This window comes from Aquabacter sp., from assembly GCF_965279295.1.
Taxonomy (GTDB): domain Bacteria; phylum Pseudomonadota; class Alphaproteobacteria; order Rhizobiales; family Xanthobacteraceae; genus Aquabacter.
The window spans coordinates 182,741-204,810 of record NZ_CBDIHQ010000012.1; the positions used below are offsets into that span (position 1 = coordinate 182,741).

At 66.5% G+C, this 22,070-nt stretch carries 22 protein-coding genes; 10 read left to right on the forward strand and 12 right to left on the reverse strand.

Annotated elements, in window-relative coordinates; translation table 11 throughout:
* Positions 1-12 precede the first annotated feature (12 nt).
* Positions 13-1,425, reverse strand: coding sequence for a UdgX family uracil-DNA binding protein (locus tag ADADO0_RS06335; protein WP_511304266.1), 1,413 nt, complete (start codon positions 1,423-1,425; stop codon positions 13-15).
* Entirely contained in the window at positions 1,425-2,651 is a 1,227-nt protein-coding gene (locus ADADO0_RS06340) for a putative DNA modification/repair radical SAM protein (protein WP_511304267.1), read from the reverse strand. Before ADADO0_RS06340 ends, ADADO0_RS06335 begins: the two co-directional genes overlap by 1 nt.
* 224 nt (positions 2,652-2,875) lie before the next feature.
* Between ADADO0_RS06340 and ADADO0_RS06345 the strand changes: the two genes are divergently transcribed.
* Complete coding sequence (locus tag ADADO0_RS06345; protein ID WP_511304268.1) at positions 2,876-3,292, forward strand: cupin domain-containing protein; 417 nt, start codon at positions 2,876-2,878, stop codon at positions 3,290-3,292.
* Between the two features lie 25 nt (positions 3,293-3,317).
* On the opposite strand, the gene modC is transcribed toward ADADO0_RS06345, so the two are convergent.
* Genes modC through ADADO0_RS06365 form a run of 4 tightly spaced genes read right to left on the reverse strand, consistent with a single transcriptional unit; the run spans position 3,318 to position 6,684 of the window.
* A complete protein-coding gene (gene modC / locus ADADO0_RS06350) occupies positions 3,318-4,415 on the reverse strand; it encodes a molybdenum ABC transporter ATP-binding protein (RefSeq protein WP_511304269.1) in 1,098 nt (365 codons plus the stop codon).
* A gap of 10 nt (positions 4,416-4,425) precedes the next feature.
* On the reverse strand, positions 4,426-5,112 hold the full coding sequence (modB, locus tag ADADO0_RS06355) for a molybdate ABC transporter permease subunit (RefSeq protein WP_511304270.1): 687 nt from the start codon (positions 5,110-5,112) through the stop codon (positions 4,426-4,428).
* A gap of 11 nt (positions 5,113-5,123) precedes the next feature.
* Complete coding sequence (modA, locus tag ADADO0_RS06360; protein WP_511304406.1) at positions 5,124-5,870, reverse strand: molybdate ABC transporter substrate-binding protein; 747 nt, start codon at positions 5,868-5,870, stop codon at positions 5,124-5,126.
* Between the two features lie 22 nt (positions 5,871-5,892).
* Positions 5,893-6,684, reverse strand: a complete 792-nt coding sequence (locus ADADO0_RS06365) for a TOBE domain-containing protein (RefSeq protein ID WP_511304271.1) — start codon at positions 6,682-6,684, stop codon at positions 5,893-5,895.
* 200 nt (positions 6,685-6,884) lie between these two features.
* Between ADADO0_RS06365 and tcuA the strand changes: the two genes are divergently transcribed.
* On the forward strand, positions 6,885-8,285 hold the full coding sequence (gene tcuA / locus ADADO0_RS06370; RefSeq protein WP_511304272.1) for an FAD-dependent tricarballylate dehydrogenase TcuA: 1,401 nt from the start codon (positions 6,885-6,887) through the stop codon (positions 8,283-8,285).
* A 238-nt stretch (positions 8,286-8,523) separates the two neighbouring features.
* Here the strand turns inward: tcuA and ADADO0_RS06375 are convergent, their stop codons facing one another.
* Complete coding sequence (locus ADADO0_RS06375; protein WP_511304273.1) at positions 8,524-9,216, reverse strand: GntR family transcriptional regulator; 693 nt, start codon at positions 9,214-9,216, stop codon at positions 8,524-8,526.
* A 100-nt stretch (positions 9,217-9,316) separates the two neighbouring features.
* Here ADADO0_RS06375 and tcuB point away from each other — a divergent pair, with 100 nt between their 5' ends.
* Positions 9,317-10,456: a tricarballylate utilization 4Fe-4S protein TcuB gene (tcuB, locus tag ADADO0_RS06380; protein ID WP_511304274.1), complete on the forward strand. Its 1,140-nt coding sequence runs from the start codon at positions 9,317-9,319 to the stop codon at positions 10,454-10,456.
* A 234-nt stretch (positions 10,457-10,690) separates the two neighbouring features.
* On the opposite strand, the gene ADADO0_RS06385 is transcribed toward tcuB, so the two are convergent.
* The gene (locus tag ADADO0_RS06385) at positions 10,691-12,124 is read right to left on the reverse strand and encodes an NAD-dependent succinate-semialdehyde dehydrogenase (protein ID WP_511304275.1); all 1,434 of its coding nucleotides are present in this window, start codon (positions 12,122-12,124) and stop codon (positions 10,691-10,693) included.
* Between the two features lie 229 nt (positions 12,125-12,353).
* Between ADADO0_RS06385 and ADADO0_RS06390 the strand changes: the two genes are divergently transcribed.
* The gene (locus ADADO0_RS06390) at positions 12,354-13,229 is read left to right on the forward strand and encodes an exodeoxyribonuclease III (protein ID WP_511304276.1); all 876 of its coding nucleotides are present in this window, start codon (positions 12,354-12,356) and stop codon (positions 13,227-13,229) included.
* An 18-nt stretch (positions 13,230-13,247) separates the two neighbouring features.
* On the opposite strand, the gene ADADO0_RS06395 is transcribed toward ADADO0_RS06390, so the two are convergent.
* Positions 13,248-13,733: a cyclic nucleotide-binding domain-containing protein gene (locus tag ADADO0_RS06395; protein ID WP_511304277.1), complete on the reverse strand. Its 486-nt coding sequence runs from the start codon at positions 13,731-13,733 to the stop codon at positions 13,248-13,250.
* Positions 13,734-13,761: 28 nt separating this feature from the next.
* Positions 13,762-14,448 carry a response regulator transcription factor gene (locus ADADO0_RS06400; RefSeq protein ID WP_511304278.1) on the reverse strand — a complete coding sequence of 229 codons (687 nt, stop codon included), beginning with the start codon at positions 14,446-14,448 and terminating at the stop codon, positions 13,762-13,764.
* A 182-nt stretch (positions 14,449-14,630) separates the two neighbouring features.
* Here ADADO0_RS06400 and ADADO0_RS06405 point away from each other — a divergent pair, with 182 nt between their 5' ends.
* From ADADO0_RS06405 to ADADO0_RS06430, 6 genes are all read left to right on the forward strand, one after another.
* Entirely contained in the window at positions 14,631-15,101 is a 471-nt protein-coding gene (locus ADADO0_RS06405; protein WP_511304279.1) for a L,D-transpeptidase family protein, read from the forward strand.
* Between the two features lie 155 nt (positions 15,102-15,256).
* On the forward strand, positions 15,257-16,045 hold the full coding sequence (locus ADADO0_RS06410; RefSeq protein ID WP_511304280.1) for a (Fe-S)-binding protein: 789 nt from the start codon (positions 15,257-15,259) through the stop codon (positions 16,043-16,045).
* A complete protein-coding gene (locus ADADO0_RS06415) occupies positions 16,042-17,490 on the forward strand; it encodes a lactate utilization protein B (RefSeq protein WP_511304281.1) in 1,449 nt (482 codons plus the stop codon). The genes ADADO0_RS06410 and ADADO0_RS06415 overlap by 4 nt, the downstream gene beginning before the upstream one ends.
* On the forward strand, positions 17,487-18,167 hold the full coding sequence (locus ADADO0_RS06420) for a LutC/YkgG family protein (RefSeq protein WP_511304282.1): 681 nt from the start codon (positions 17,487-17,489) through the stop codon (positions 18,165-18,167). Before ADADO0_RS06415 ends, ADADO0_RS06420 begins: the two co-directional genes overlap by 4 nt.
* 3 nt (positions 18,168-18,170) lie before the next feature.
* Entirely contained in the window at positions 18,171-18,797 is a 627-nt protein-coding gene (locus ADADO0_RS06425; RefSeq protein WP_511304283.1) for a hypothetical protein, read from the forward strand.
* Positions 18,798-19,508: 711 nt separating this feature from the next.
* Positions 19,509-20,249 (forward strand): thioesterase domain-containing protein, encoded by a 741-nt coding sequence (locus tag ADADO0_RS06430; RefSeq protein ID WP_511304284.1) that lies wholly within the window; start codon positions 19,509-19,511, stop codon positions 20,247-20,249.
* A gap of 7 nt (positions 20,250-20,256) precedes the next feature.
* On the opposite strand, the gene ADADO0_RS06435 is transcribed toward ADADO0_RS06430, so the two are convergent.
* Together ADADO0_RS06435 and ADADO0_RS06440 are read right to left on the reverse strand one after the other, a co-directional pair.
* Positions 20,257-21,381: a hypothetical protein gene (locus ADADO0_RS06435; protein ID WP_511304285.1), complete on the reverse strand. Its 1,125-nt coding sequence runs from the start codon at positions 21,379-21,381 to the stop codon at positions 20,257-20,259.
* A 66-nt stretch (positions 21,382-21,447) separates the two neighbouring features.
* On the reverse strand, positions 21,448-22,053 hold the full coding sequence (locus tag ADADO0_RS06440) for a winged helix DNA-binding protein (protein ID WP_511304286.1): 606 nt from the start codon (positions 22,051-22,053) through the stop codon (positions 21,448-21,450).
* Positions 22,054-22,070: the final 17 nt, after the last annotated feature.

Genomic DNA, 22,070 nt, shown 5'->3' on the forward strand with positions numbered 1-22,070 from the left:
CCCCGGCGTGGGTCATGCGCCAGCGTGCACGATCGCGCGGCTCTTTCGCAGATCATCCACGAATGCCGCATAGGCCGCCGCCCGGTCCGTCTCGCTTGGCAGGCGAAGCATATAGGCGGGGTGGACGGTGATGTATCCGTCCCAATCCCCGAACCGCGTTTCCCCGCGCGCCTTGGTGATCGGCACCGCCTTGCCGGCAAGGGCGAGAACCGCCGTGCCGCCGAGCGCAACGATCAGCCGGGGCCGGACGAATTCCAGCTCCTTCATCAGCCACCAGCGGTAATGCTTGACCTCGCCGGCGGTGGGCTTCTGATGAATGCGCCGCTTGCCGCGCTGCTCGAACTTGAAATGCTTCACCGCATTGGTCAGGTAGGTTTTATCGCGCGCGATGCCGGCCTCCTGCATCGCCCGGTTCAGCACTTCGCCGGCCGGGCCGACAAAGGGCCGGCCCAGCACATCTTCCTGGTCCCCCGGCTGCTCGCCGACGAAGGCGATGTCCGGCGCCATCTGCCCTTCGCCGAGAACCGCGCGCGCCCCGCCCGTCACGAACGGATCGCTCGCCGCTATGATGCGGTTGAGCGCCTCCAGGCTTTGCGGCGCCTGATCCGCCATGGCGGCGACGGCCTTCGCAGGGTTGAGCTTGAGCGGCAGGGCGGCCTCCTTGTTCATCATGCCTTCAACGCGGGTCTGGGCGGATCGGATCAATCCCGGTATCGCCGCCGTCTCCGGCATCGCGTGCCAGTATTTCTTGGGCATTTCGGCGCGCATGGCATTGGTGTTGAGGCGCGCCGGATTGAAGGTGCTCTCATAATACCCGAGCCAGCCGGCCTCGAAGGGATCGGCCTCGGGAACCGCCTCCCGGTCGCCGGCGGGTCCGACGACCAGTTCCGCGCCATCCCAGTGCAGCGACCCGAAGGGCGTGAGTATCGACCAGACCAGGGCACCAAACCGCTCGACAAAAAACGGCGCTGCGGCTTCGACGATGAAATGGTCCGGCTCGAACCAGGCGACGAACCGCTCGCTGCCATCGGCGGTGTCGGCGCGTCGAAACCGCAGAAAGGCGTGCATCTTGTGCAGGTCGCGCGCCACCGATTTGCGCATCAATGACAGCCGGTGAACCAGCGGGTCGCTGGCGGTCTCCAGCAACGCCCGTTCGCCGTGCAGGGTCCGCCAGATCAGCCGATACAGCAGGGCATATCGTTCGGGATCGCTATGGCAGACGATGGCTTCGATCAGCGCGGCCATCGCGCGCGGCAAGGAGACCGGCGGGCCGTCCTCATCCATCGCGCCGCCGAAGAGTTCGGGCGTGCCGGCGTCCCAGATCACATCATCGGGCAGCACTTGCGCGGCGATGAGCCTTCGGACGGCGCGCCGAAAGCCCGCCTGATCGGCGCCGGGCGCCAGGGACATGCGCCGCGTCGTCATCAGAACAGGCTCAACTGGGTGGCCGGCGCGACCAGCAATTGCTTCAGGTCCTGCCGGTCGGTGAGACGGGCGGGGCTATGGTCGGTGGCAATCAGGAATGGGCGCGCGCGCCGCAGGCCGGCGGTCAGCCGCGCCACATCCTCCAGCCGAAGCGTCACATGGCGGCGTGCGCTGATGATTTTGTCGATGGCGCGGGTGCCAAGACCGGGCACCCGCAGCAGCATCTCCCGATCGGCGGTGTTGATGTCGACCGGAAATCGATGCCGGTTCTTCAGCGCCCAGGCGAGCTTGGGGTCGATATCCAGGGAGAGCATCCCATCCTCGCCGCCGGCTGCGATTTCATCCACCGAGAAGCCGTAATAACGCAGCAGCCAGTCTGCCTGGTAAAGCCGGTTTTCCCGCTGGAGCGGCGGCGGCTTGAGCGGTAAGTGGACGCTCGCCTCGGGAATCGGGCTGAAGGCGGAGTAATACACTCGCTTCATCGCGAAGCTGCGATACAGCATCGCGCTGGTCTCAAGCACTTTTGCATCGGAAGCGTCATCCGCGCCGACGATCATCTGCGTGCTTTGGCCCGCCGGGGCGAAACGCCGGCGCTCCTCGCGGGCCTCGACGATCCGCTCGTGCATCTGCCCCATGGCGGCGGCGATGGTGGGCCGGCTCTTTTCCGGCGCAAGGCGCTCCAGCCCCGTCACGGTCGGCAATTCGATGTTGATCGACAACCGGTCGGCCCAAAGGCCGGCCTGCTCGATCAGCCACGGGTCCGCCTCCGGTATGGTCTTGAGATGGATGTAGCCGCGAAATCCATGCACCTGGCGCAACGTCTTCGCCACCAGAATGAGCTGCTCCATGGTGTAGTCGGGCGTCTTGATGATGCCGGACGACAGGAAGAGGCCCTCGATATAATTGCGTTTGTAGAACTCAATCGTCAGCGTCACGACATCTTCGGTCCGGAAGCGAGCGCGTGCGACATTCGAGGAGCGCCGATTGATGCAATAGGCGCAATCGAACAGGCAATAATTGGTCAGCAGGATTTTCAGCAGCGATATGCAGCGTCCATCCGGCGTGTAGGCATGGCAGATTCCGGCCCCGGTGGTCGAGCCGATCCCAGCCTTGCCGTCCGATGACTTTTCGCTCCCGCGTCGCTTCGCGCCCGAGGATGCGCAGGAGACGTCGTATTTCGCCGCGTCAGCGAGAATCCGCAGTTTCTTGACGAGGGCTTCATCCATCGATCACCTATGTTCCTATTTTGTTCTATCATGGATAATGCAACGGGGTGCGGTAATTTCGTGTGGAATCAAGAGATTGCGAAATACCCTCTCAGCAAGGGCTACGCTGGAGCCTGTAAAATCGATTTGGATATGCGCAGCATGTGGCGTCGCGCGCCCGTCGCGGCTAACGTCGCGCCCGCGATCTTTGTACGATCGAAAAATATCAGTATGGGAGAAGCCAGATGCTCGCCTTCAGCCTTCAGGCGGAGAAAACGTTCGATCCCAAGAAGCATATCGAGAACATCCTGGGCCGGGTCGATGACGGCGATGTCACGATCGCCTGCTGGGAGCCGGGACAGGTGAGCCCGCACCATTCGCATCCCTTCTGCACCGAGATTTATTTCTGCTTCGAGGGCGGCGGCAAGATGAAGATTCCCGGCAAGGTGATCGACGTCACCCCCGGCTCGTTCGTCGTGCACCCCGCGGGCGAACTTCATGAGTATGAGAACGGCTCCGAGCGCACGCTGCTGTTCCGCGTGCGCTACGGCTCCGACATGGCGACGCGCACCAAAGAATGGCGCGGCAATGCGGACTGGAAGCCGCGCGACGTCGATATCGCCTATTTCGAGAAGCACCCCGACGGCGAAGTTCTTAGCTGAGTCCGTTACCTCCTGAGGGGCGCGGTCAGCCGGCGAAGGCCGGCGTCAGCGCCACGCCCTTCACCTGGGCGTAGACGCCCATGCCTTCGGCAAGGGCGAGCTGCTCCCAGGAGCGGCGCGTGATCCGCGCCAGCAGGTGCTCGCCAGCGCCGTCGGCGCCGAGGCCCAGAACCACCGTCATCTCCTGCTCCCGCAGGGCGGTGGCGGAGAGGATGCGCGCGGGCAGGACGTTCAGGATCGTGCTGGCGGACGGCGGCGCGACGGCCAGGCTGATATCACCCGCCATGACGCTGAGTCGCCGCCGCATGCCGATCTTCTCAGCCGGTGCCGGCACGAGGAAGCGGGCGCCGGGGACCGTCAGCGAGAGCAGCCCGTAGGCGGCATCGTAGCTCTCCACCACGGCGTCGAAGCTCACGCTTGCCTCCCGCGCAGCGGCGAGTGGCAATGCGGGATCGCTCTGAAGTAGGCGCAGCGGTCCGCTGGCGCGCACCCGCCCGGCGTCCATAAGCACCAGATGATCGGCGAGGCGCTCCACCTCCGACATATCGTGGCTGACATAGATGACCGGCAGCGCCAGCGTGGCGTGGAGCCGTTCGAGAAACGGCAGGATTTCATCCTTGGTGTTCCGGTCAAGCGCGGATAGCGGCTCGTCCATCAGCAGCAGGCGCGGCCGGGACAGCAAAGCGCGGCCGACCGCGACGCGCTGGCGCTCGCCGCCGGAGAGATGGCGCGGTGAGCGGTCCAGCAGCGCGGAAAGTCCGAGCAGCGCGGTAATCTCCGCGAAGTCGCTGCCGCCTTCGGCGGCACCGCGCATGCCATAAGCGAGGTTTGCCCGCACCGAGAGGTGGGGAAACAGGCTCGCTTCCTGGAAGACATAGCCCACGGGCCGTTTATGGACCGGCCGGCAATGCGTGCCGTCCTGCCAGACGTCGCCGTCCACGACGCAGATGCCCTCCAGCCGCGTCAGGCCGGCGATGCAGCGCAGGACCGTCGTCTTCCCGCAGCCGGACGGCCCGAACAGCGCCGTGACACCCCGCGCCGGCACGGTGAAGTCGGCAGCCAGCGAAAAGCCGCCGAGACGCCCCTTGAACGCAGCCCGGATCGTGGCTTTGTCGCTACTCATTGTTGGTCGCTCATGTGCCCGCCCGCGCCGCACGCTTCTCGATCAGCATCATGGACAGGATGACGCTGAAGGCGAACACCACCATGCCGGCGGCGAGGATGTGGGCTTCGCGCCATTGCGAGGTCTCGACGAAATCGAAAATCGCTACCGAGAGCACCTTGGTCTCGCCGGGGATGTTTCCCCCGATCATCAGCACCACGCCGAACTCGCCGACGGTGTGTGCGAAGCCGAGCACTGCGCCGGTAAGGAAGCCGGGGCGGGCAAGCGGCACCGCCACTGTCCAGAACGCCCGGAGCGGCGATGCGCGTAATGTCGCCGCCACCTCCATCGGCCGCTCGCCCATTGCGTCGAAGGCGTTGCGGATCGGTTGGACGACGAACGGCATGGAATAGATCACCGAGCCGATCACCAACCCCTCGAAGGTGAAGGCGAGGGTCCGCAAGCCGACAAGCGGGCCGATCAGCCCCCCGAGCGCATTTGGCCCGAGCGCCACCAGAAGATAGAAGCCGAGCACGGTGGGCGGCAGCACGAGGGGCAGGGCGACCACGGTCGCCACCCCCTCCTTCCACCAGGCGCGCGAGCGCGACAGCCACCAGGCGATCGGCGTGCCGACCACCAGCATGAGCACCGTGGTGATGGCAGCCAATTCCAGCGTGAGTCGGATCGGCTGCCACATATCGGCGAGAAGAAGGTTCATCCGCCCTCAGCTCATGAGCCGAAAGCGTAGCCGAACTTCTCGATGACTGCGCGGGCTTCGGGACCCTTCAGGAAGGCCATGAACGCCTTGGCCGCTTCATTGTCGGCGCCCTTCTTCAGCAGAACCGCGTCCTGGCGGATGGGGGTGTAGAGGTCCTGCGGCACCATCCAGCGCGAGCCGGCCGGCACGTTGATGACCTGCGAGAGGGCGACGAAGCCGAGTTCCGCATTGCCGGTGTCCACAAACTGGAACGCCTGGGCGATGCTGTTGCCCTGGACGATCTTGGGCTGGAGCGTGTCGTAGATCTTCAGCGCCTTGAGCGTCTCGATGGCGGCGGCACCATAGGGGGCGGCGGTGGGATTGGCGATGGAAAGCTTGGCGAAGGCGCCGGCCTTCAGCGTTTCCTCTCCCTTCACGAAGCCGTCGGTCTTGCTCCACAGCACCAGCTTGCCGATGGCGTAGGTGAAGCGCGAATCCGCCACGGCCAGGCCGTCTTCAACCAGCTTCTTGGGCCGCTCGTCATCGGCGGACAGCATGATCTGGAACGGCGCGTCCTGGGTGATCTGGGTGTAGAACTGGCCCGACGCGCCGAAGCTGAGGATCGCCTCGTGCCCGGTCTTGGCCTTGAACGCGGCGGCGATTTCCTTGGCCGCCTCGGTGAAGTTGGCGGCGACCGCCACATTGGTCTGCGCGGCGGAGGCTTGGCCTGAAACCAGCGCGGCGAAGGCGAGGGCAAGCGCCGTCGCCATTAGCTTCATGGTCTTCATCTCTGTGGTCCCTTCAGTCGATGGCGAGAATGATGTGCGCCGCCTCGATCAGAGCGAAGGCGGGCTTGCCGGGCGCTAGGCCGAGGGCCTCGGCGCTGTGGGCGGTGATGGTGGCGGCCAGGGTCTTGCCGCCGCCGATGTCCAACACGATCTCGGCGCTGACCGTGCTGGCCTCCACCCGCTGGATCGTGCCGCGCAGGCAATTGCGCGCGGAAACGCGGGGCGGGATGTCGCCCGGTGCGATCACCACGAACGGGGCCTTCACCAGCACCACGGCCTCGCGGCCCTCGCACAGCCCGAGTTCGCGCACGCTCTCGCGGGTGACCAGGGCGTGAATGACGGTCTCCTCCGACACCTTCACGGCGACTTCCGCCATCAGGGCGTCCAGCGTAATGGCGGTGATGGTGCCGCGCAGCGCGTTGCGGGCGCTGGTTTTCATGAGGAATCCAGACATCAGGTTGAGGGGGGATATGCCGGTGCCGGCCAGGTCCGGCTCCACCGCGCGCATCACCCGGGTCATTTCAGCCTCGAGGCGGCCGAAGGCGCGGATCACCCGCAGGCCGGTCGGCGTCAGGCGCGCGCCCCCGCCCGCCTTGCCCCCGGCGCGGGTTTCCAGCAGCGGCTGGCCGAACAGGTTCGCCATGGCGTCCAGCGCATCCCACGCGGCCTTGTAGGTGAGGCCCACCGCCTTGGCGCCGGCGGTGATGCTGCCCTCGCGCGCCACCGCCTCCAGCAGGCGGATGCGCTCCCGCCCCACGGGGGAGAGGCTGTCGCCGCGAAGGGTGATGAGGGCTTCGATGGTCACGCGCCAAGCTCCATATTCGTCATGTAGCTCGACTATATAACGTGCGCCCCGGCGTGGTGGGAAGCGTAAATCGAGGGCACATCCACGCCCCCTCCCGCAGCGTCATCGCTTGACGGGGCGCATCGGGGGGAGCATGAGAAACATTCCAAATTTTCTGCATACAAGCGCATGCATTGCGCTTTTGCGTATCGAGGGCGGTCATGATGGCGTCGGAACGCCGGTGGGATGTGCTGGTCATCGGCGGGGGCAACGCCGCCTTGTGCGCGGCCATCAGCGCGCGCCGAAACGGTGCTTCGGTGCTGGTACTTGAGGCGGCGCCACGCTTTTACCGGGGCGGCAACACGCGCCACACCCGCAACATGCGCTGCGCCCATGACCATGCCACCGACACCCTCACCGGCCCCTACACCGAGGATGAGTTCTGGGACGACCTGAAGCGCGTGACCCAGGGCCACACGGACGAGGAGTTGGCGCGGTTCATGATCGCCAAGTCCAAGGACATGCTGACCTGGATCGCCGAGCAGGGGGTGCGTTTCCAGCCATCGCTCGGCGGTACGCTGAGCCTGGGGCGGACCAATTCCTTCTTCCTGGGCGGCGGGCGTTCGATGCTGAACGCGCTCTACCTCACGGCCGAGGGCCTCGGCGTGGAGGTGGAATACGACGCCGAAGTGGTCGATCTGGACATCGAGCACGGCATGTTCCTCTCCGCGAAGGTCAAGCGCGGCGAGGGGTTCGAGACCATCCATGCCGGCGCACTGGTGGCGGCGGCTGGCGGGTTTGAGGCGAACATCGAATGGCTGAAGGAATATTGGGGCCCGCCGGCGGAAAACTTCCTGATCCGCGGGACGCCCTACAACCGCGGCACCATGCTGCGCTTGCTGCTGGACAAGGGCGTGAAAGAGGTGGGCGACCCCACCCAGTGCCACGCGGTGGCGATCGATGCCCGGGCGCCGAAGTTTGATGGCGGGATCATCACCCGCCTCGACTGCGTGGTGTTCGGCATTGTCGTGAACAAGAACGCGGAACGTTTCTACGACGAGGGCGAGGATTTCTGGCCCAAGCGTTACGCCATCTGGGGGCGCCTGGTGGCGCACCAGCCGGACCAGATTTCGTACATCGTGTTCGACGCCAAGTCGCTCACCTCCTTCATGCCCTCGCTCTACCCGCCCATCACCGCGTCCACGCTGGGCGAACTGGCGCAGAAGCTCGGGCTGGACGCCGAGAAATTTACCGGGACGGTATCGGACTTCAACGCCGCCATCATTCCCGGCGGCAGCTTCGACCACACAGTGCTCGACGATTGCCGGACCGAAGGGCTCACCCCGCCCAAGACCCATTGGGCCCGCCCGATCGATACCGCGCCCTTCTATGCCTATCCGGTGCGGCCGGGGATCACCTTCACCTATCTCGGCGTGCGGGTGAACAACGAGGCCCGCATGATCATGGCCGACGACCGACCCGCCACCAATATGTTCGCCGCAGGGGAGATCATGGCGGGCAACGTGCTCGGGCGCGGCTATGCCGCCGGCATCGGCATGACCATCGGTAGCGTGTTCGGCAAATGCGCAGGCGAGGGAGCCGCTCGCCGTGCGCGCAACTGAGGGTGCTTCTGTCGGGCTTGCAATCGACTGTTTTTACCTCTCCCCGAGGGGGAGAGGTCGGCTGCGAAGCAGACGGGTGAGGGGGCTCCTGACGTGCAGAACGGAGAGGGTTGCCCCCCTCACCCCAACCCTCTCCCCGTCGGGGAGAGGGGGCATGGCACCACTGCTGAGCAGTGCGTTCTTGCGGGAAAGGGGCGGGAGGGGGCAATCGTGTGCGCTCTTGTCCACCCAAAGACCCTCACCCCGCCCGCTGCATCAGCTCCAGGCGGGCGGCTTGGGCGTTGCGGATGTGGATGCGGGCGGCCTGCTCGGCGGCGTCCGGGTCGCGGCGCTCGATGGCGGCGACGATGGCGCCGTGTTCGTCCACCGCAAGAAGGCCCCGCTCGGGCAGTTCAAACGTCGTGCCCGGCAGCAAGGCGAGGGAATCGCTCAATTCCTCCAGCATCCGCACGACATAACGATTGTGGGCGGCATCCTGGATCGCCGCGTGGAACTGGCGGTTGAGGCTGGCGAGCCGGGCCGGGTCGCCGGAAGAGCCGGCGAACGCGGCGCCGAGCTGCTTCAGGCTGGCGATCTCGCTGGGCGCGGCATGCTGGGCGGCGAACCGCGCGGCCGAGCCTTCCAGCACTTCGCGCATGGCGTAAAGTTCGAGGGTCTGCGGGCGCGAGATGGTCGAGACCACGAGGCCGTGCAGCGTGACCTCCAGCAGACCGCGTGCCTGAAGTCGGGACAGCGCCTCGCGCACCGGCGTCCGGCTCACGCCCAGCGCCCGCGCCACGGTTTCCTCCCGCATGCGCTCGCCACGTCGCCATGTGCCGACGCGTATGCCGTCGCGCAGGGTCTCGTAGACCCATTGGGCGCGGGAAAGCCCGCTGTCCGGCGGCATCTGCCGCTCCGCCTCGTTTTCGGCCGTGGTCCGCTCGTCGTTCACGGGCCTGCTCCAAGCCGTACTGATCAATGCCTCACTAGAAGCCGCATACGACTGTCTTCAAGCGTATGCAACAGACCCCTCGTCGAAAGGGAATCCTGATATGTCCGCGCACTCCGAGGCCCTCGAAGAGGCCGGGCGCCTCATGACCGTCTGCAACTCCTGTCGCTATTGCGAAGGGCTGTGCGCGGTCTTCCCCGCCATGGAGATGCGGCGCGCCTTTTCCGATGGCGATCTCAACTATCTCGCCAATCTCTGCCATTCCTGCGGCGCCTGCTATTACGACTGCCAGTTTTCCCCGCCGCACGAGTTCAACGTCAATGTGCCCCAGACGCTGGCGAAGGTGCGCAACGACAGCTACGCCGATTATGCTTGGCCGCGCAGCATGGCCGGCACATTCAAGCGCAACGGCCTCGCCATCACGCTGATCGTGGTGGCCTCGGTCGCCGCGTTCCTGTTCGGCTTCATGGCGCTGAACGATCCCTCAGTGATGTTCGGCGTCCACCGGGGCGAGGGCGCGTTCTACAAAATCATGCCCCATAACGCGATGGTGGCACTGTTCGGGACGGTGTTCCTCTATTCCATCTTCGCCCTGTTCATGGGCCTGCGCGCCTTCTGGCGCGACATGGCGGCGGGCGGGCCGCTGGTGCCGGATACGCTCTCCATCTGGCAGGCGATGAAGGATGCCGGGCAACTGCGCTATCTCGACGGCGGCGGCGTCGGCTGCATGAACGAGGACGAGCGCCCCACCGACAACCGGCGCCTCTATCATCACATGACGTTCTATGGCTTCGGCCTGTGCTTCGCGGCCACCAGCGTCGCGACGCTCTATGCCTATCTGCTGAACCGCCACGCACCCTATCCCTGGTGGGACCTGCCGGTGGTGCTGGGCACGCTGGGCGGCATCGGCCTGCTGATCGGGCCGGCGGGGCTGCTGCTGGCCAAGTCCAAGCGCGATCCCATCATGATGGACGAGAGCCGCAAGGGCATGGATGTCGCCTTCCTCGCCATGCTGTTCTTCACATCGCTGACGGGCCTTGCACTGCTGTTCCTGCGGACGACGCCGGCCATGGGCACCATGCTGGCGGTACATCTCGGCTTCGTGTTCGGCTTCTTCCTGACCATGCCCTACGGCAAGTTCGTCCACGGCCTCTACCGCTACGCCGCTCTGGTGCGTTACGCCATGGAACGCCACGAAGAGCTTCACGCCGCGAAAGCGGCGGCGGTGGCGAAGGCGGCGTGAGGCTTTAGTTTGCGGGGAGTTAGGGCTGCCGCTTTTCCACTCGGCCCGCTTCTCGCAAAGCCTTGCAGTCGGCTGTTTTCACCTCGCCCCGAGGGGGAGAGGTCGGCTGCGCAGCAGCCGGGTGAGGGGGCTCCGACACCTCAGGATTGATGAGGATTACCCCCTCACCCTAACCCTCTCCCCGTCGGGGAGAGGGGGTGATTGCACTTAACGCTTAGACGTAAGCGAACGCTCTCAGAGGCCCGCCTGGGAGACGAACTTCGGGTTGAGATAGGCTTCGATGGCTTCCGAGCCGCCCTCGGAGCCGTAGCCGGAATCCCGCACGCCGCCGAACGGCACTTCGGGCAGCGCGAGGCCGAGGTGGTTGATGGTCATCATGCCGGCTTCCACCGAGGCGGCGATGGCGTTCGCCGTCTTGGCCGAACGGGTATAGGCGTAGGAGGCGAGCCCGTAGGGCAGGCGGTTGGCCTCGCTCACCGCTTCGTCGAAGTCGGCGAAGGGAAAGATCATCGCGAGCGGGCCGAACGGCTCCTCGTTCATCATGCGCATGTCGCGGGAGACGCCGGTGACGACGGTGGGCTCGAAGAAATAGCCCTTGTTGCCGATCCGCGCGCCGCCGGTCTTCACTTCGGCGCCCTTCTGCCGCGCGTCGGCGAGCAGAGCTTCCATGGCGGGGATGCGGCGCTCGTTGGCCAGCGGGCCCATGTTGATGCCGTCCTCAAGGCCGTTGCCGACCTTCACCGTCTTGGCATAGGCGACGAAGCGATCCACGAACTGGTCATAGGCCTTCTCCTGCACCATGAAGCGGGTGGGGGAGACGCACACCTGACCGGCATTGCGGAACTTGGCGGCGGCGATCTGCTTGGCGGCCATGTCGATGTCGGCGTCGTCGAACACGATCACCGGGGAGTGCCCGCCCAGTTCCATGGTGGCGCGCTTCATGTGGAGGCCGGCCAGGGCGGCCAGCTTCTTGCCCACCGGGGTGGAGCCGGTGAACGTCACCTTGCGGATCACGGGATGGGGGATGAGATATTCGCTGATCTCTGCGGGGACGCCGTAGACCAGGCCGATCACGCCGGCCGGAACGCCCGCGTCGAGGAAGGCGCGGATCAGTTCGGCGGGGGAAGAGGGGGTCTCTTCCGGCGCCTTAACGATGATCGAGCAGCCGGCGGCAAGCGCCGCCGACAGCTTGCGCACCACCTGGTTGATCGGGAAGTTCCAGGGGGTGAAGGCGGCGACCGGGCCGACCGGCTCCTTGATCACCAGCTGATAAATGCCCGGAGCCCGCGCTGGCACGACGCGGCCGTAGGCGCGCTGCGCCTCCCCGGCGAACCAGTCGATGATGTCAGCGGCGGCGAGCGTTTCCATCTTCGCTTCGCCGACCGGCTTACCCTGTTCGAGGGTCATGAGGGGCGCGATGTCGGCTGCGCGCGCGCGCACCAACTCGGCGGCCTTGCGCATCACCTTCGCGCGGTCATAGGCGGAGACCTTCGACCAGAGCTTGAAGCCCTTGGCGGCGGCGTCCAGCGCCTCGTCGAGGTCGGCGCGGGAGGCGTACGCGACGGTGCCGATCACTTCTTCTGTGGCGGGGTTGAGCACGGGGATGGTCCTTCCCCCCTCGGCATCGCGCCACTGGCCATTGATGTGGAGCTGAACGTCGCGATACATGGGAGCCTCCCTCGCTCGAAAATTGCTGCGTGTTATCGCGGGGGAACTTGCCGGTGGCAAGGTTGATCTGGTCATGGCCGCAGGTCGGTATCGACGCGTCGCGCATGGCTGCGCCCTAGGTCGGAACTCCTCACTACCCCCGCTACCCCCTCGACCTTGGCCCCCCGACTTGGCCCCCCGACTTGGGCCCTCGACCTTGGACCGAACCGTTCTTCCTTGGCCCTTGGCCATGGGCGCGTTAAGTCTGCCGTCTCTCCCGTCGCATGGTGTCGCCTTGCCCCAAAGCCTGACCGTCTGCACCTGGAACATCAATTCCATCCGCATCCGCCTGGACATCGTGCGCGAGGCGATCGAGCGGCTGAAGCCGGACGTGCTCTGCCTGCAAGAGACCAAGTGCCAGGACGACAAATTTCCGCTCAAGGCGGTGCGTGACCTCGGCTTTCCCCATATTGCGCTGAACGGGCAGAAGGGCTGGCACGGCGTCGCCACCTTTTCCAAGCGGCCGTTCGAGGCCATCGACAAGCACGAATTCTGTGGTAAGGGCGATGCGCGGCATGTCGCGATCACGCTCGGCAAGGCGGCTGGCCTCTCCAAGCCATTCACGGTGCACAATTTCTATGTGCCGGCCGGCGGAGATATTCCCGACCCGGAGCTGAACCCCAAGTTTGCCCACAAGCTCGCCTTCCTTGACGAACTGATCGACTGGCCGACGCTGCCGGAACAGGCGCGCGATCCCGATGCGCACGCGGTGCTGGTGGGCGACCTCAATATCGCCCCGCTGGAAACCGATGTCTGGGGCCACAAGCAGCTTCTCGGCGTGGTCAGCCATACCCCGGTCGAAGTGGAGCGCATGACACGCTTTCAGGCGGCGGGCCCCTGGGTGGATGTGATGCGCAAATTCGTGCCGCCAGAGGAAAAGCTGTTCACCTGGTGGAGCTACCGCTCGCCGGACTGGACAGCCAACGACCGGGGCCGCCGGCTCGACCATGTGTGGACCAGCGCGTCGCTCGCCCCCCACGCCCGCGCCATGACCGTGCTGCGCGAGGCGCGCAGCTGGGCGCGCCCGTCCGACCATGTGCCGGTGGCGGTGACGTTCGAGGTCTGAGGGAAGATCCGGAAGGCGCTATTTCTTGCGCAGGCGCGGCTTCGGCGGGGTTTCCAACTGGTCCTGGCGCAGGGTGTCGAGGGCGGAGAGGGTTTCCTCCAGCCGCTTCGCGAACCGGTCGCGCAGGATGACGGCGGCGTCCGGAAAACCTTCCAGCATGCGCAGGAAGGTGGTGCGCGGAATGCGCATCAGCCGTGTGCCCTCCAGCGCGCGGGCGGTGGCTGGGCGCGGCACCTGGATCAGCAGGGCGAGTTCACCCACCAGTGCGCCGGGCAGAATTTCGCTCAGCTTGCGGCGCCGTCCGGGCTGCTCCTGGACGAGTTCGATGCGCCCGGACAGCAGGACATAGCCGGCATCCGATGCCTCGCCGGCGCGGAACAGCACCTCTCCCGCCTTGAGCTGCCGCTCCTCGGCGCTGATGGCGAGAATGCGCAAGGCCTCGGGCGCCAGGACCTCGAAGGTCGGGACGCCCTGTAGCGTGGCGACATCCTGCTCGACGCTCACTGTGGAAAGCTCCCTGAGGGCGCGGCGCTCACGGAACGAGCTTGTAGCCGCCGGCCTGGGTGGCCAGCAGTGTCGGGGCGGAAGGATCGGGCTCGATCTTCTGCCGCAGGCGATAAATGTGAGTTTCCAGCGTGTGGGTGGTCACGCCGGAATTGTAGCCCCACACTTCCTGAAGCAGGGTCTCGCGCGCCACCGGCGTTTTTCCCGCGCGATAGAGATAGCGCAGGATCGCTGTTTCCTTCTCGGTGAGACGGATCTTGGAGCCGCGCTCCGTCACCAGCATCTTGGCGCCGGGGCGGAAGCTGTAGGGGCCGATGGCGAAAACCGCGTCCTCGCTCGCCTCGTGGCTGCGCATCTGGGCGCGCAGGCGGGCGAGCAGAACGGCGAAGCGAAACGGCTTCACCACATAGTCATTGGCACCGGCCTCAAGCCCGAGGATGGTGTCGTTGTCGGTATCGTGCGCGGTGAGCATGATGACGGGGGCCTTGAAGCCGTTGGCGCGCATCATACGCACCCCGTCCCGCCCGTCCATGTCGGGGAGCCCGACGTCCATGATGACAAGATCGATCACGCCGTTTTTCGCGGCATTCACGGCATCCTGGGCGGTTCCCACCGGCACAGGTTCGAATTCATCCTGCAACGCAAGCTGCTCGACCAGTGCGTCGCGCAGTTCCGGGTCGTCCTCGACCACCAGGATTTTCCACGCATTGGCCATCAAAACCTCCGTAGCCCTTGCGGGCACGCGAATCGCGCATGTACAGCATGCCACTGTAATGGTGCAAATTTTCTCGATAATTTCACCTGGGAACGGTGCTCAGGTGCGGATTCGTGAGGCAGACTTCTGTGGGGATCGCTGAAATACGCGTCAGAGGGCTTCCGGGGCCCCCTCACCGGGGCGTGCTCACGGTCGGCGGACGCGCTTTTCCGGTCGCCCTGGGGCGCGGGGGAATAGGGTTTGACAAGCGCGAGGGCGATGGCCGGACCCCTGCGGGGACCTGGCGTATCCTGCGCGTGCTCTATCGTTCCGATCATGGGGCCCGTCCCGTCTCGCGCCTGCCGGCCCATCCCATAAGCCGCCTTGACGGCTGGTGCGACGACCCCGCCGATCGCCGCTACAATCAACCCGTCACCCTGCCGATGATCGCGTCACACGAGAAGATGCGCCGCGACGACAACTTATACGATCTTGTTCTGGTGCTGGATCACAATACCCGCCCGCGGGTGAAGGGGCGGGGCTCTGCGGTCTTCATCCACATCGCCCGCGCCGGCCTCAAGCCGACCGAGGGCTGCGTCGCGATGCCCGCAGTCGAACTCCGCCGGCTGGTGGCGCGGCTGCGGCCCGGGGCACGGATCATCATCTCCCCGTGAGGCGTTGCGTTTCATTCGAGCGGTTCCAATGTTATAGCTTGCAGCTCCCGGGCACCCCGTCGCGCGGATTTTCGGCGCTGGGGAAGACAATTGATCAATTACTCAATAAGCTGTCCCGGACCCGCCAAAGGCACTCGGAAGAAGATCCAAGCGCGATGCCCCACTCCCCTCTTAAGCGGCCGCCGGTGGTCGGACTGTTCGTCACCTGCCTCGTGGACACCATTCGCCCGAGCATCGGTTTCGCCGCGGCCAAGCTGATCGAGGATGCGGGGTGCGAGGTGGACGTGCCGCGCCAGACCTGCTGCGGGCAACCCGCCTTCAACACCGGGGATCGCGTGACCACGCGGGCGCTGGCCGAGCAGACCATCGCGGCTTTTGAGACTTTCGACTATGTGGTCGTGCCCTCCGGCTCCTGCGCCGGCATGATCAAGGCGCATTACCCCGAGCTGTTCGTCGGCGAACCGGACTGGATGCCGCGCGTCGACCGGTTCTGCGCCAAGGTGTTCGAGTTGGTCTCCTTCCTGGTGGACGTGCGCGGCATGGCCGGGGTGAACGCCGCCTATGAGGGCACCGTCACCTATCACGACAGTTGCTCTGGCCTGCGCGAACTCGGCGTGAAGGCGCAGCCGCGCACGCTCCTGCGCTCGGTCGAGGGGCTCGACCTGAAGGAAATGGCCGATCCGGACGTGTGCTGCGGCTTCGGCGGGACCTTCTGCGTGAAATACCCTGACATCTCCAATGCCATCGTCGAGAAGAAGGTGGCAAACATCGTCGCGACCGGCGCCGACACGCTGCTGGCGGGTGATCTCGGGTGCCTCATGAACATGGCCGGCAAGCTCCAGCGCATGGGCCGCCCGGTGGCGGTGCGCCATGTGGCGGAAGTGCTCGCCGGTCAGGGCGGCGACCCCGCCATCGGCCAGGCGCGCGGGAGGGCGGGCACATGAGCGTCCACATCACCACGCCGGATTTCAAGGAAAACGCCAGGAAGGCGATGGCCGACACGTCGCTCCAGGCGGCGCTGTCCAAGGTCGGCCCCGGCTTCATCGGCCGCCGCGCCGCCGCCGTCGCCCTGCTGCCGGAGTTCGATGCCCTGCGCGACAGCGCGCGGGACATCAAGAACCACACGCTGGCGCACCTCGATCTCTATCTCGAACGTTTCGAGGACAATGTCCGCGCCGCCGGCGGGCATGTGCATTTCGCCGTGGATGCAGCTGAAGCGCGGGACATCGTGACCCGCATCTGCCGCGATCTCGGCGCGAAGACCGTCACCAAGGGCAAGAGCATGGTCTCCGAGGAGATCGGCCTCAACGACCATCTGGAAGCCTGCGGCATCGAGCCGATTGAGACCGATCTCGGCGAATATCTCATCCAGATCCGGGGCGAGGCGCCCTCCCACATCATCGCTCCCGCCATCCACCTCAGCAAAGAGCAGGTGGAGCAGGACTTCCGCCGGGTGCACACCCACCTGCCGGCGGAGCGCAACCTCTCCGAACCCACCGCGCTCCTGGCCGAGGCGCGCGGCGAACTGCGCCAGCGTTTCCTGGTGGCGGACGTGGGCATCACCGGCGCCAACTTCCTGGTGGCTGAAACCGGCACCTCGATCATCGTCACCAATGAGGGCAACGGCGACCTGACGCAGACCCTGCCGAAGGCGCATATCGTGCTGGCCTCGCTGGAAAAGCTGGTGCCGACGCTGGAGGATGTCAGCCAGCTCATTCGCGTGCTGGCGCGCTCGGCCACCGGGCAGGAACTGAGCGTCTACACCACCTTCTCCACCGGCCCGCGCCGCCCGGCGGATGTGGACGGGCCCGGCGAATATCATGTGGTGATCCTCGACAACGGCCGCTCCGGCATGCTGGCCGGGCAGATGCGCGAGATGCTCCGCTGCATCCGCTGCGGCGCCTGCATGAACCATTGCCCGATCTATCATGCGGTCGGCGGCCACGCGTATGGCTGGGTCTATCCCGGCCCCATGGGCGCGGTACTCACGCCCTCGATCGTCGGCATCGAGAAGGGCGCGAACCTGCCCAATGCCTCCACCTTCTGCGGCCGCTGCGAGGAGGTGTGCCCGGTGCGCATCCCGCTGCCCAAGCTGATGCGGCATTGGCGCGAGAAGGAATTCGAGCGCCACCTGACGCCGGCGCCGCAACGCTACGGCATCGCCATCTGGGGGTTCTTCGCCAAGCGCGGCTGGCTGTATCGCCCGTTGACGCGCCTCGCCATGGCGGGCCTGTCGCTGCTAGGGCGGGCGAAGGGGCGGTTCTCCGCGCTGCCGCTCGCCGGCGGATGGACCAATTCCAGGGATTTCCCCGCGCCGCAGGGCGATACGTTCCAGGCGCAATGGCACGCGCGCAAGGCGACACGCACCAAGGGAGGGACCGCGCGATGAGTTCCCGCGACACGGTCTTCGCTTCGGTCCGGCGCGCGCTGGGCGTCACCAGCAAGGAGGCCCCGCGCCGGCAGGAGGTGGCCGACCGCATCGCCGGCCATCCGCGCGGCGTCATTCCCGCCCGTGCCGAACTGCCTCCGGCCGAGCGCCTCGTTTTGTTCAAGGACATGGTGCTGGCAGCCGCCGGCACCCTCGACCATCTGCCCGCCGCCGATGGCGTGCCGGCGGCGATCGCTGAATATCTGCGCGCCCGCAACCTGCCCATGACCATCCTGCGCGGCGCCGATCCGCGCCTGTCCGCGCTGCCGTGGCATCTCCAGCCGACCCTGGACGTCTGGATCGGCGCCTCGGACGGGCACCAGCTCGCCGGCCTCTCCCATGCCTTCGCCGGCGTCGCGGAAACCGGCACCGTGGTCATGCTCTCCGGGCCGGACAATCCCTCGACGCTGAACCTTCTGCCGGACCATCATCTGGTGGTGGTGCGGGCGCAGGACGTGACCGGCAATTACGAAGCCGTCTGGGAGCGGGTGCGGGCGCTGTACGGACCCGGCGTTATGCCCCGGACGGTGAATTTAATCACCGGCCCCTCGCGCTCCGCCGATATCGAGCAGACCCTGCTGCTGGGCGCCCACGGGCCGCGCAGCCTGCATGTGCTGCTGGTGGGCGAGGCGGACTGAAGCGTGCCGCTGCAGAACCGGGTCGATCCGTTCGGCGCGGTCCATGCGGTGGCGGCGCGCGGCCTGTTCATGGGCAATCGCGGCGGGCGGATTCACGATCCGGCCAGCCGCACTCTGACCGGGCGGTCCCATGCCTCCCGCCGCTGGATCTGCTGCGTCCTCGCATTTCGCGGGCGCCGCCGCATGGTGATGGGCAACAGCTACACCGAATTGTTCTTCCTCGATGAGGTGGTGGCGCTGGCGGCGGGCCACCGGCCCTGCTTTGAGTGCCGCCGCTCCGATGCCCGCGCCTTCGCCGCCGCCTGGGGCACCGCCGAAGCCGGGCCGCCACCGGGCGCCGATGCCATGGACCTGCGCCTCCATGCCGAGCGGATGGTGCCCCGGCCTGCACTCCGCCTCCCCGCCGCAAACCTTCCCCACGGTGCCGTTTATGCCGATGGTGCGGAGGCCTTCGCGCTCAGGGACGGGCGACGCCTGGCGTTCGCCATGTCCGGCTGGCGGGACGTAGGTCCCCGACCCGAAGGCGCGGTCGCTATCCTCACGCCGCCGTCGATCATGGCTGTTCTGCACGCGGGCTATCGACCCGTGTGGCATCCAAGCGCGGATGCTGGGCCAAATCCGCCCCACTAAGCGGCGGGTGCGGCTCGGGTTGCGAGAACCGCCCGAAATTCCCGCTTGCGGGGGAGGGGTAGGGAGGGGGAATTTCTGAGAAATGGCCGGGTGCAGAGCGTCTTCTAAGGCTCCAGCCCCCTCCCCAGCCCTCCCCCGCCGCGGGAGCCCCGCGAAAGGGATCTCGCAAACTCCCGCGGTTCGTTAAGTGCAGAGGTCGGGCTGTTTTACCTCTCCCCGAGGGGGAGAGGTCGGCTGCGAAGCTGCCGGGTGAGGGGGCTCGGACATCTCAGGACTGGAAAGGGTTGCCCCCCTCACCCCAACCCTCTCCCCGTCGGGGAGAGGGAGCATGGCGTGGTCACTCGAGAAACATCACCAATCCCGCGCCAGCTCCTTTCGCTGAAGTCTCGCAAGCGGGAGAGGGAGCCATCGCGCCCAACCCAACCATCCCCAGCGGCAGCCTCCGATCTACGGTGATGCAAAGCGGCAACGCCCGGCGAAAACCGTGAGATTTGGCGTGGACGGTGCGACCAAGCAGCGTCCCCGCCGTTGCCGCGTTAAGCGTGATCGTCTTGGATGTGGCATTCATGTGCCCATCCAGGTGCGACTCGTTCGCTGGGTTTTGTACGCGGCGGACTCACCGCCAGATTGGTCTCTTGCCGGGAGGGCACCGAAGCCTTATCGCGGCTCCAGCGGATTTGGGCAGAAGATACAGCAAGGAACGGTGCGGTTATGAAGGCTGGTGTTCGCTTTGTCTGCGCCCTGTTCGCGGCGCTGGTTCTTCTCCCAGCACTTCTCGCCCCCGCGAATGCCCAGATGCAGGGCAAAGTCTATCTGATGCGCGGGCTCGCGAACGTCTTCTCCTACGGCATGGACGATCTCGCCTCGAAGATGCGCGGACGCGGCATCGACGCCAATGTCTATGAATATGGCCAGTGGCAGGCGCTCGCGGACGATGCGGTGGCGTGGTCGCGGGCGAACAGCAGGGCGCCGGTGGTCATCATGGGCCATTCCCTAGGGGCAGACGCCGCCATCACCATGGCAGAACGCATGACCAGCCTGGGCATTCCCCCGCGCCTGGTCGTCACCTTCGATCCCGTCGGTGTGACCCAAGTCGGGGCGAGCGGCGGCAAGTTCATCAATTACTACCAGTCGAACAACGGCTTCGGTAAGCGCCTTGCCTCCGGCGCGGGCTTCAAGGGCCAGTTGGTGAACCGCAATCTCGACAGCATGGGCACCATCGACCATTTCAACATCGACAAGTCAGCGGTCCTGCACAGCGAGGTGATTGCGGATGTCGTCGCCGTGATGCGTCGCCCCCGTCCCAAGCCTGCGCCGGCCCCGGTCGCTGCTCCGATTGCGGGCGCTCCGGTTTCCGCCGCTCCCGAAGCTGCCGCCCCTGTGGCGCAGCCGGCTGCGGCTCCCTCCACCGCCAGCAGTGTGCAGTCGGTGTCCCAGCAGCCGGTGCGCTGAGCCCCGCCTATCCGAAGCGGTGTTCCGCCGCCGCCATGAGATGGGAGATGGCGGGCAGCACCTCCTCGCGCATCGGCCGGCCGTAGAATAGCGAGAAATGCCCCGCGTGCGGCACCAGCAGCCGTCGGCGCATGTCGGCGGGCACCGCAGGGCATAGGCTTTGTGCGGCTTCGGTCTGTCCGGGCGCGGCGATGTCGTCCTCGGCCGCTTCGCCGGTCAGGAGCGCGGTCCGCTCCAACGCCTCCGGCCGCACCTCACGTCCCGCCACCTCAAGCGTGCCGGCGGGAAGCGCGCGCTGCTGGAACACCTTCGTGACGTTCTCCACGAAGAATTCCTCGGGAATATCCATCATGTCCCAGCACAGCCGGGCGAGGGGAAAGCGCAGCGGGTCGGCGCCGTCGTCCGCCATCAGCTTCACCGGCAATTCGCCTCGGCTGGCGGCCTGCCGCCAGAGATAGAGGCCGAACGCCTGCATCTGCCGACGGCGCGGAAACACCCGCCGCCCCGCTCCTGCGAACGCGGGCGGCACCGTCTCCATCAGCGAGCGATCGAGCGCGGGCATCTCTGCCCCCAGCATGCGATCGAGCCGCGTGGGATTACGCGCGGGATCGACGGGGCCGCCGAGCAGCGTCAGGCTGAGCGGCGCGGCTCCTTCCGGCGCCAGCAGGGCGCTCGCCGCCAGCGCGGGAATGACACCCTGGCAGACCGCAACCACATGGGTCTGCGGCCCCAACGTGCGGATCATCCGCGCGACTTCCAGGCAGTTCTCATCCAGGCCGAACCGGCCCGCAGACAGCGGCACATGGCGGGCGTCGGGCCAGTCGCTGACATGGACCTCCCCGGCGAGGCCGAGCAGCCCCGCCGCGAGATCGCGCATCAGGATCGGGAAGCCACCGGCCAGCGGCGCCACCACCAGCACCCGCCGGTCGCTGCCCTCGCGGCGCAACCGCCTGAGCTGGGCGAACGGCAGGGTGCCGAGGATATCCTCCGCCACCGGGATACGAACTCCGCCGACATCCACGGCGCCGATCTCAAACGGACGAAACGCCGGCCGTCCGGCATCGCCCACCGTGGTGTGGAAGGGGACGCGCGTGTCGAGCCAGAAGGCTCCAGGGTCCGATTGCTCCTGCATGCCCGGCGAGCATAACCGCTGCGCGGCGCGCCGTCATTGCAGGAGACGACACATCGCCGTGGGAAACTAAAGGCTCGCAGCGGAGCGGGCAGCCTGGTCGTAATGGCCGGATAGGGTGCGCAGCAAAGTGGCGATCTCGGACAGCTTGGCGGGCGCGATGCCGGTGGCCGCGACCGCGTGGGTCAGCAGCGCCTCGCGCACCTCGCGGTATCGCACGCAGGCATTGCGCCCGGCCTCGGTGGCGGTGAGGGTCTTTTCCTTGCCGCGCCGTCCACCCGCCACCAATCCGAGCCCCTGAAGCTTCTTGGCGGCATAGGTGATGAGGTGGGTGTCCTCCACGTCGAGGACGAGGCAGAGATCGGCGATGGTCTTGGGGCGCTGGCGATGCACCACATGGTGCAGCACCAGCACATCGAGCGAGGAGAGGTCGGGAATGCCGGCCGCCGCCATGCAGCGGATCATCCACCGCTGGTAGGCATGGCCGATCATGTTCAGACCGAATTCCAGCTCGGACAAGGCGGGAAGCGCGCCGTCCGCCAGATGTGCCGAGGAGACGATAGAACCCAGAGGGGAGCCGGGGAGAGGGGAGCCGACCGGACGCGCGGCTGCGGTGCCGTCCGCCAGTGCAGGCTTTATGTCTGGTGCGGGAACAGCCTGCGGGCGCTTGGTCATGATCATCTCTTTTGCGG

What these genes read in the sequence shown, in the direction of transcription:
- ADADO0_RS06435 (WP_511304285.1), bottom strand. Translation starts at nt 21,381, where the DNA reads ATGCAGGAGCAATCGGACCCTGGAGCCTTCTGGCTCGACACGCGCGTC.
- modC (WP_511304269.1), bottom strand. Translation starts at nt 4,415, where the DNA reads ATGAGTAGCGACAAAGCCACGATCCGGGCTGCGTTCAAGGGGCGTCTC.
- modB (WP_511304270.1), bottom strand. Translation starts at nt 5,112, where the DNA reads ATGAACCTTCTTCTCGCCGATATGTGGCAGCCGATCCGACTCACGCTG.
- ADADO0_RS06420 (WP_511304282.1), top strand. Translation starts at nt 17,487, where the DNA reads ATGAGTTCCCGCGACACGGTCTTCGCTTCGGTCCGGCGCGCGCTGGGC.
- ADADO0_RS06385 (WP_511304275.1), bottom strand. Translation starts at nt 12,124, where the DNA reads ATGTATCGCGACGTTCAGCTCCACATCAATGGCCAGTGGCGCGATGCC.
- ADADO0_RS06390 (WP_511304276.1), top strand. Translation starts at nt 12,354, where the DNA reads ATGGGCGCGTTAAGTCTGCCGTCTCTCCCGTCGCATGGTGTCGCCTTG.
- ADADO0_RS06410 (WP_511304280.1), top strand. Translation starts at nt 15,257, where the DNA reads ATGCCCCACTCCCCTCTTAAGCGGCCGCCGGTGGTCGGACTGTTCGTC.
- ADADO0_RS06340 (WP_511304267.1), bottom strand. Translation starts at nt 2,651, where the DNA reads ATGGATGAAGCCCTCGTCAAGAAACTGCGGATTCTCGCTGACGCGGCG.
- ADADO0_RS06345 (WP_511304268.1), top strand. Translation starts at nt 2,876, where the DNA reads ATGCTCGCCTTCAGCCTTCAGGCGGAGAAAACGTTCGATCCCAAGAAG.
- ADADO0_RS06440 (WP_511304286.1), bottom strand. Translation starts at nt 22,053, where the DNA reads ATGACCAAGCGCCCGCAGGCTGTTCCCGCACCAGACATAAAGCCTGCA.
- tcuA (WP_511304272.1), top strand. Translation starts at nt 6,885, where the DNA reads ATGATGGCGTCGGAACGCCGGTGGGATGTGCTGGTCATCGGCGGGGGC.
- ADADO0_RS06430 (WP_511304284.1), top strand. Translation starts at nt 19,509, where the DNA reads ATGAAGGCTGGTGTTCGCTTTGTCTGCGCCCTGTTCGCGGCGCTGGTT.
- ADADO0_RS06400 (WP_511304278.1), bottom strand. Translation starts at nt 14,448, where the DNA reads ATGGCCAATGCGTGGAAAATCCTGGTGGTCGAGGACGACCCGGAACTG.
- ADADO0_RS06335 (WP_511304266.1), bottom strand. Translation starts at nt 1,425, where the DNA reads ATGACGACGCGGCGCATGTCCCTGGCGCCCGGCGCCGATCAGGCGGGC.
- modA (WP_511304406.1), bottom strand. Translation starts at nt 5,870, where the DNA reads ATGAAGCTAATGGCGACGGCGCTTGCCCTCGCCTTCGCCGCGCTGGTT.
- ADADO0_RS06415 (WP_511304281.1), top strand. Translation starts at nt 16,042, where the DNA reads ATGAGCGTCCACATCACCACGCCGGATTTCAAGGAAAACGCCAGGAAG.
- tcuB (WP_511304274.1), top strand. Translation starts at nt 9,317, where the DNA reads ATGTCCGCGCACTCCGAGGCCCTCGAAGAGGCCGGGCGCCTCATGACC.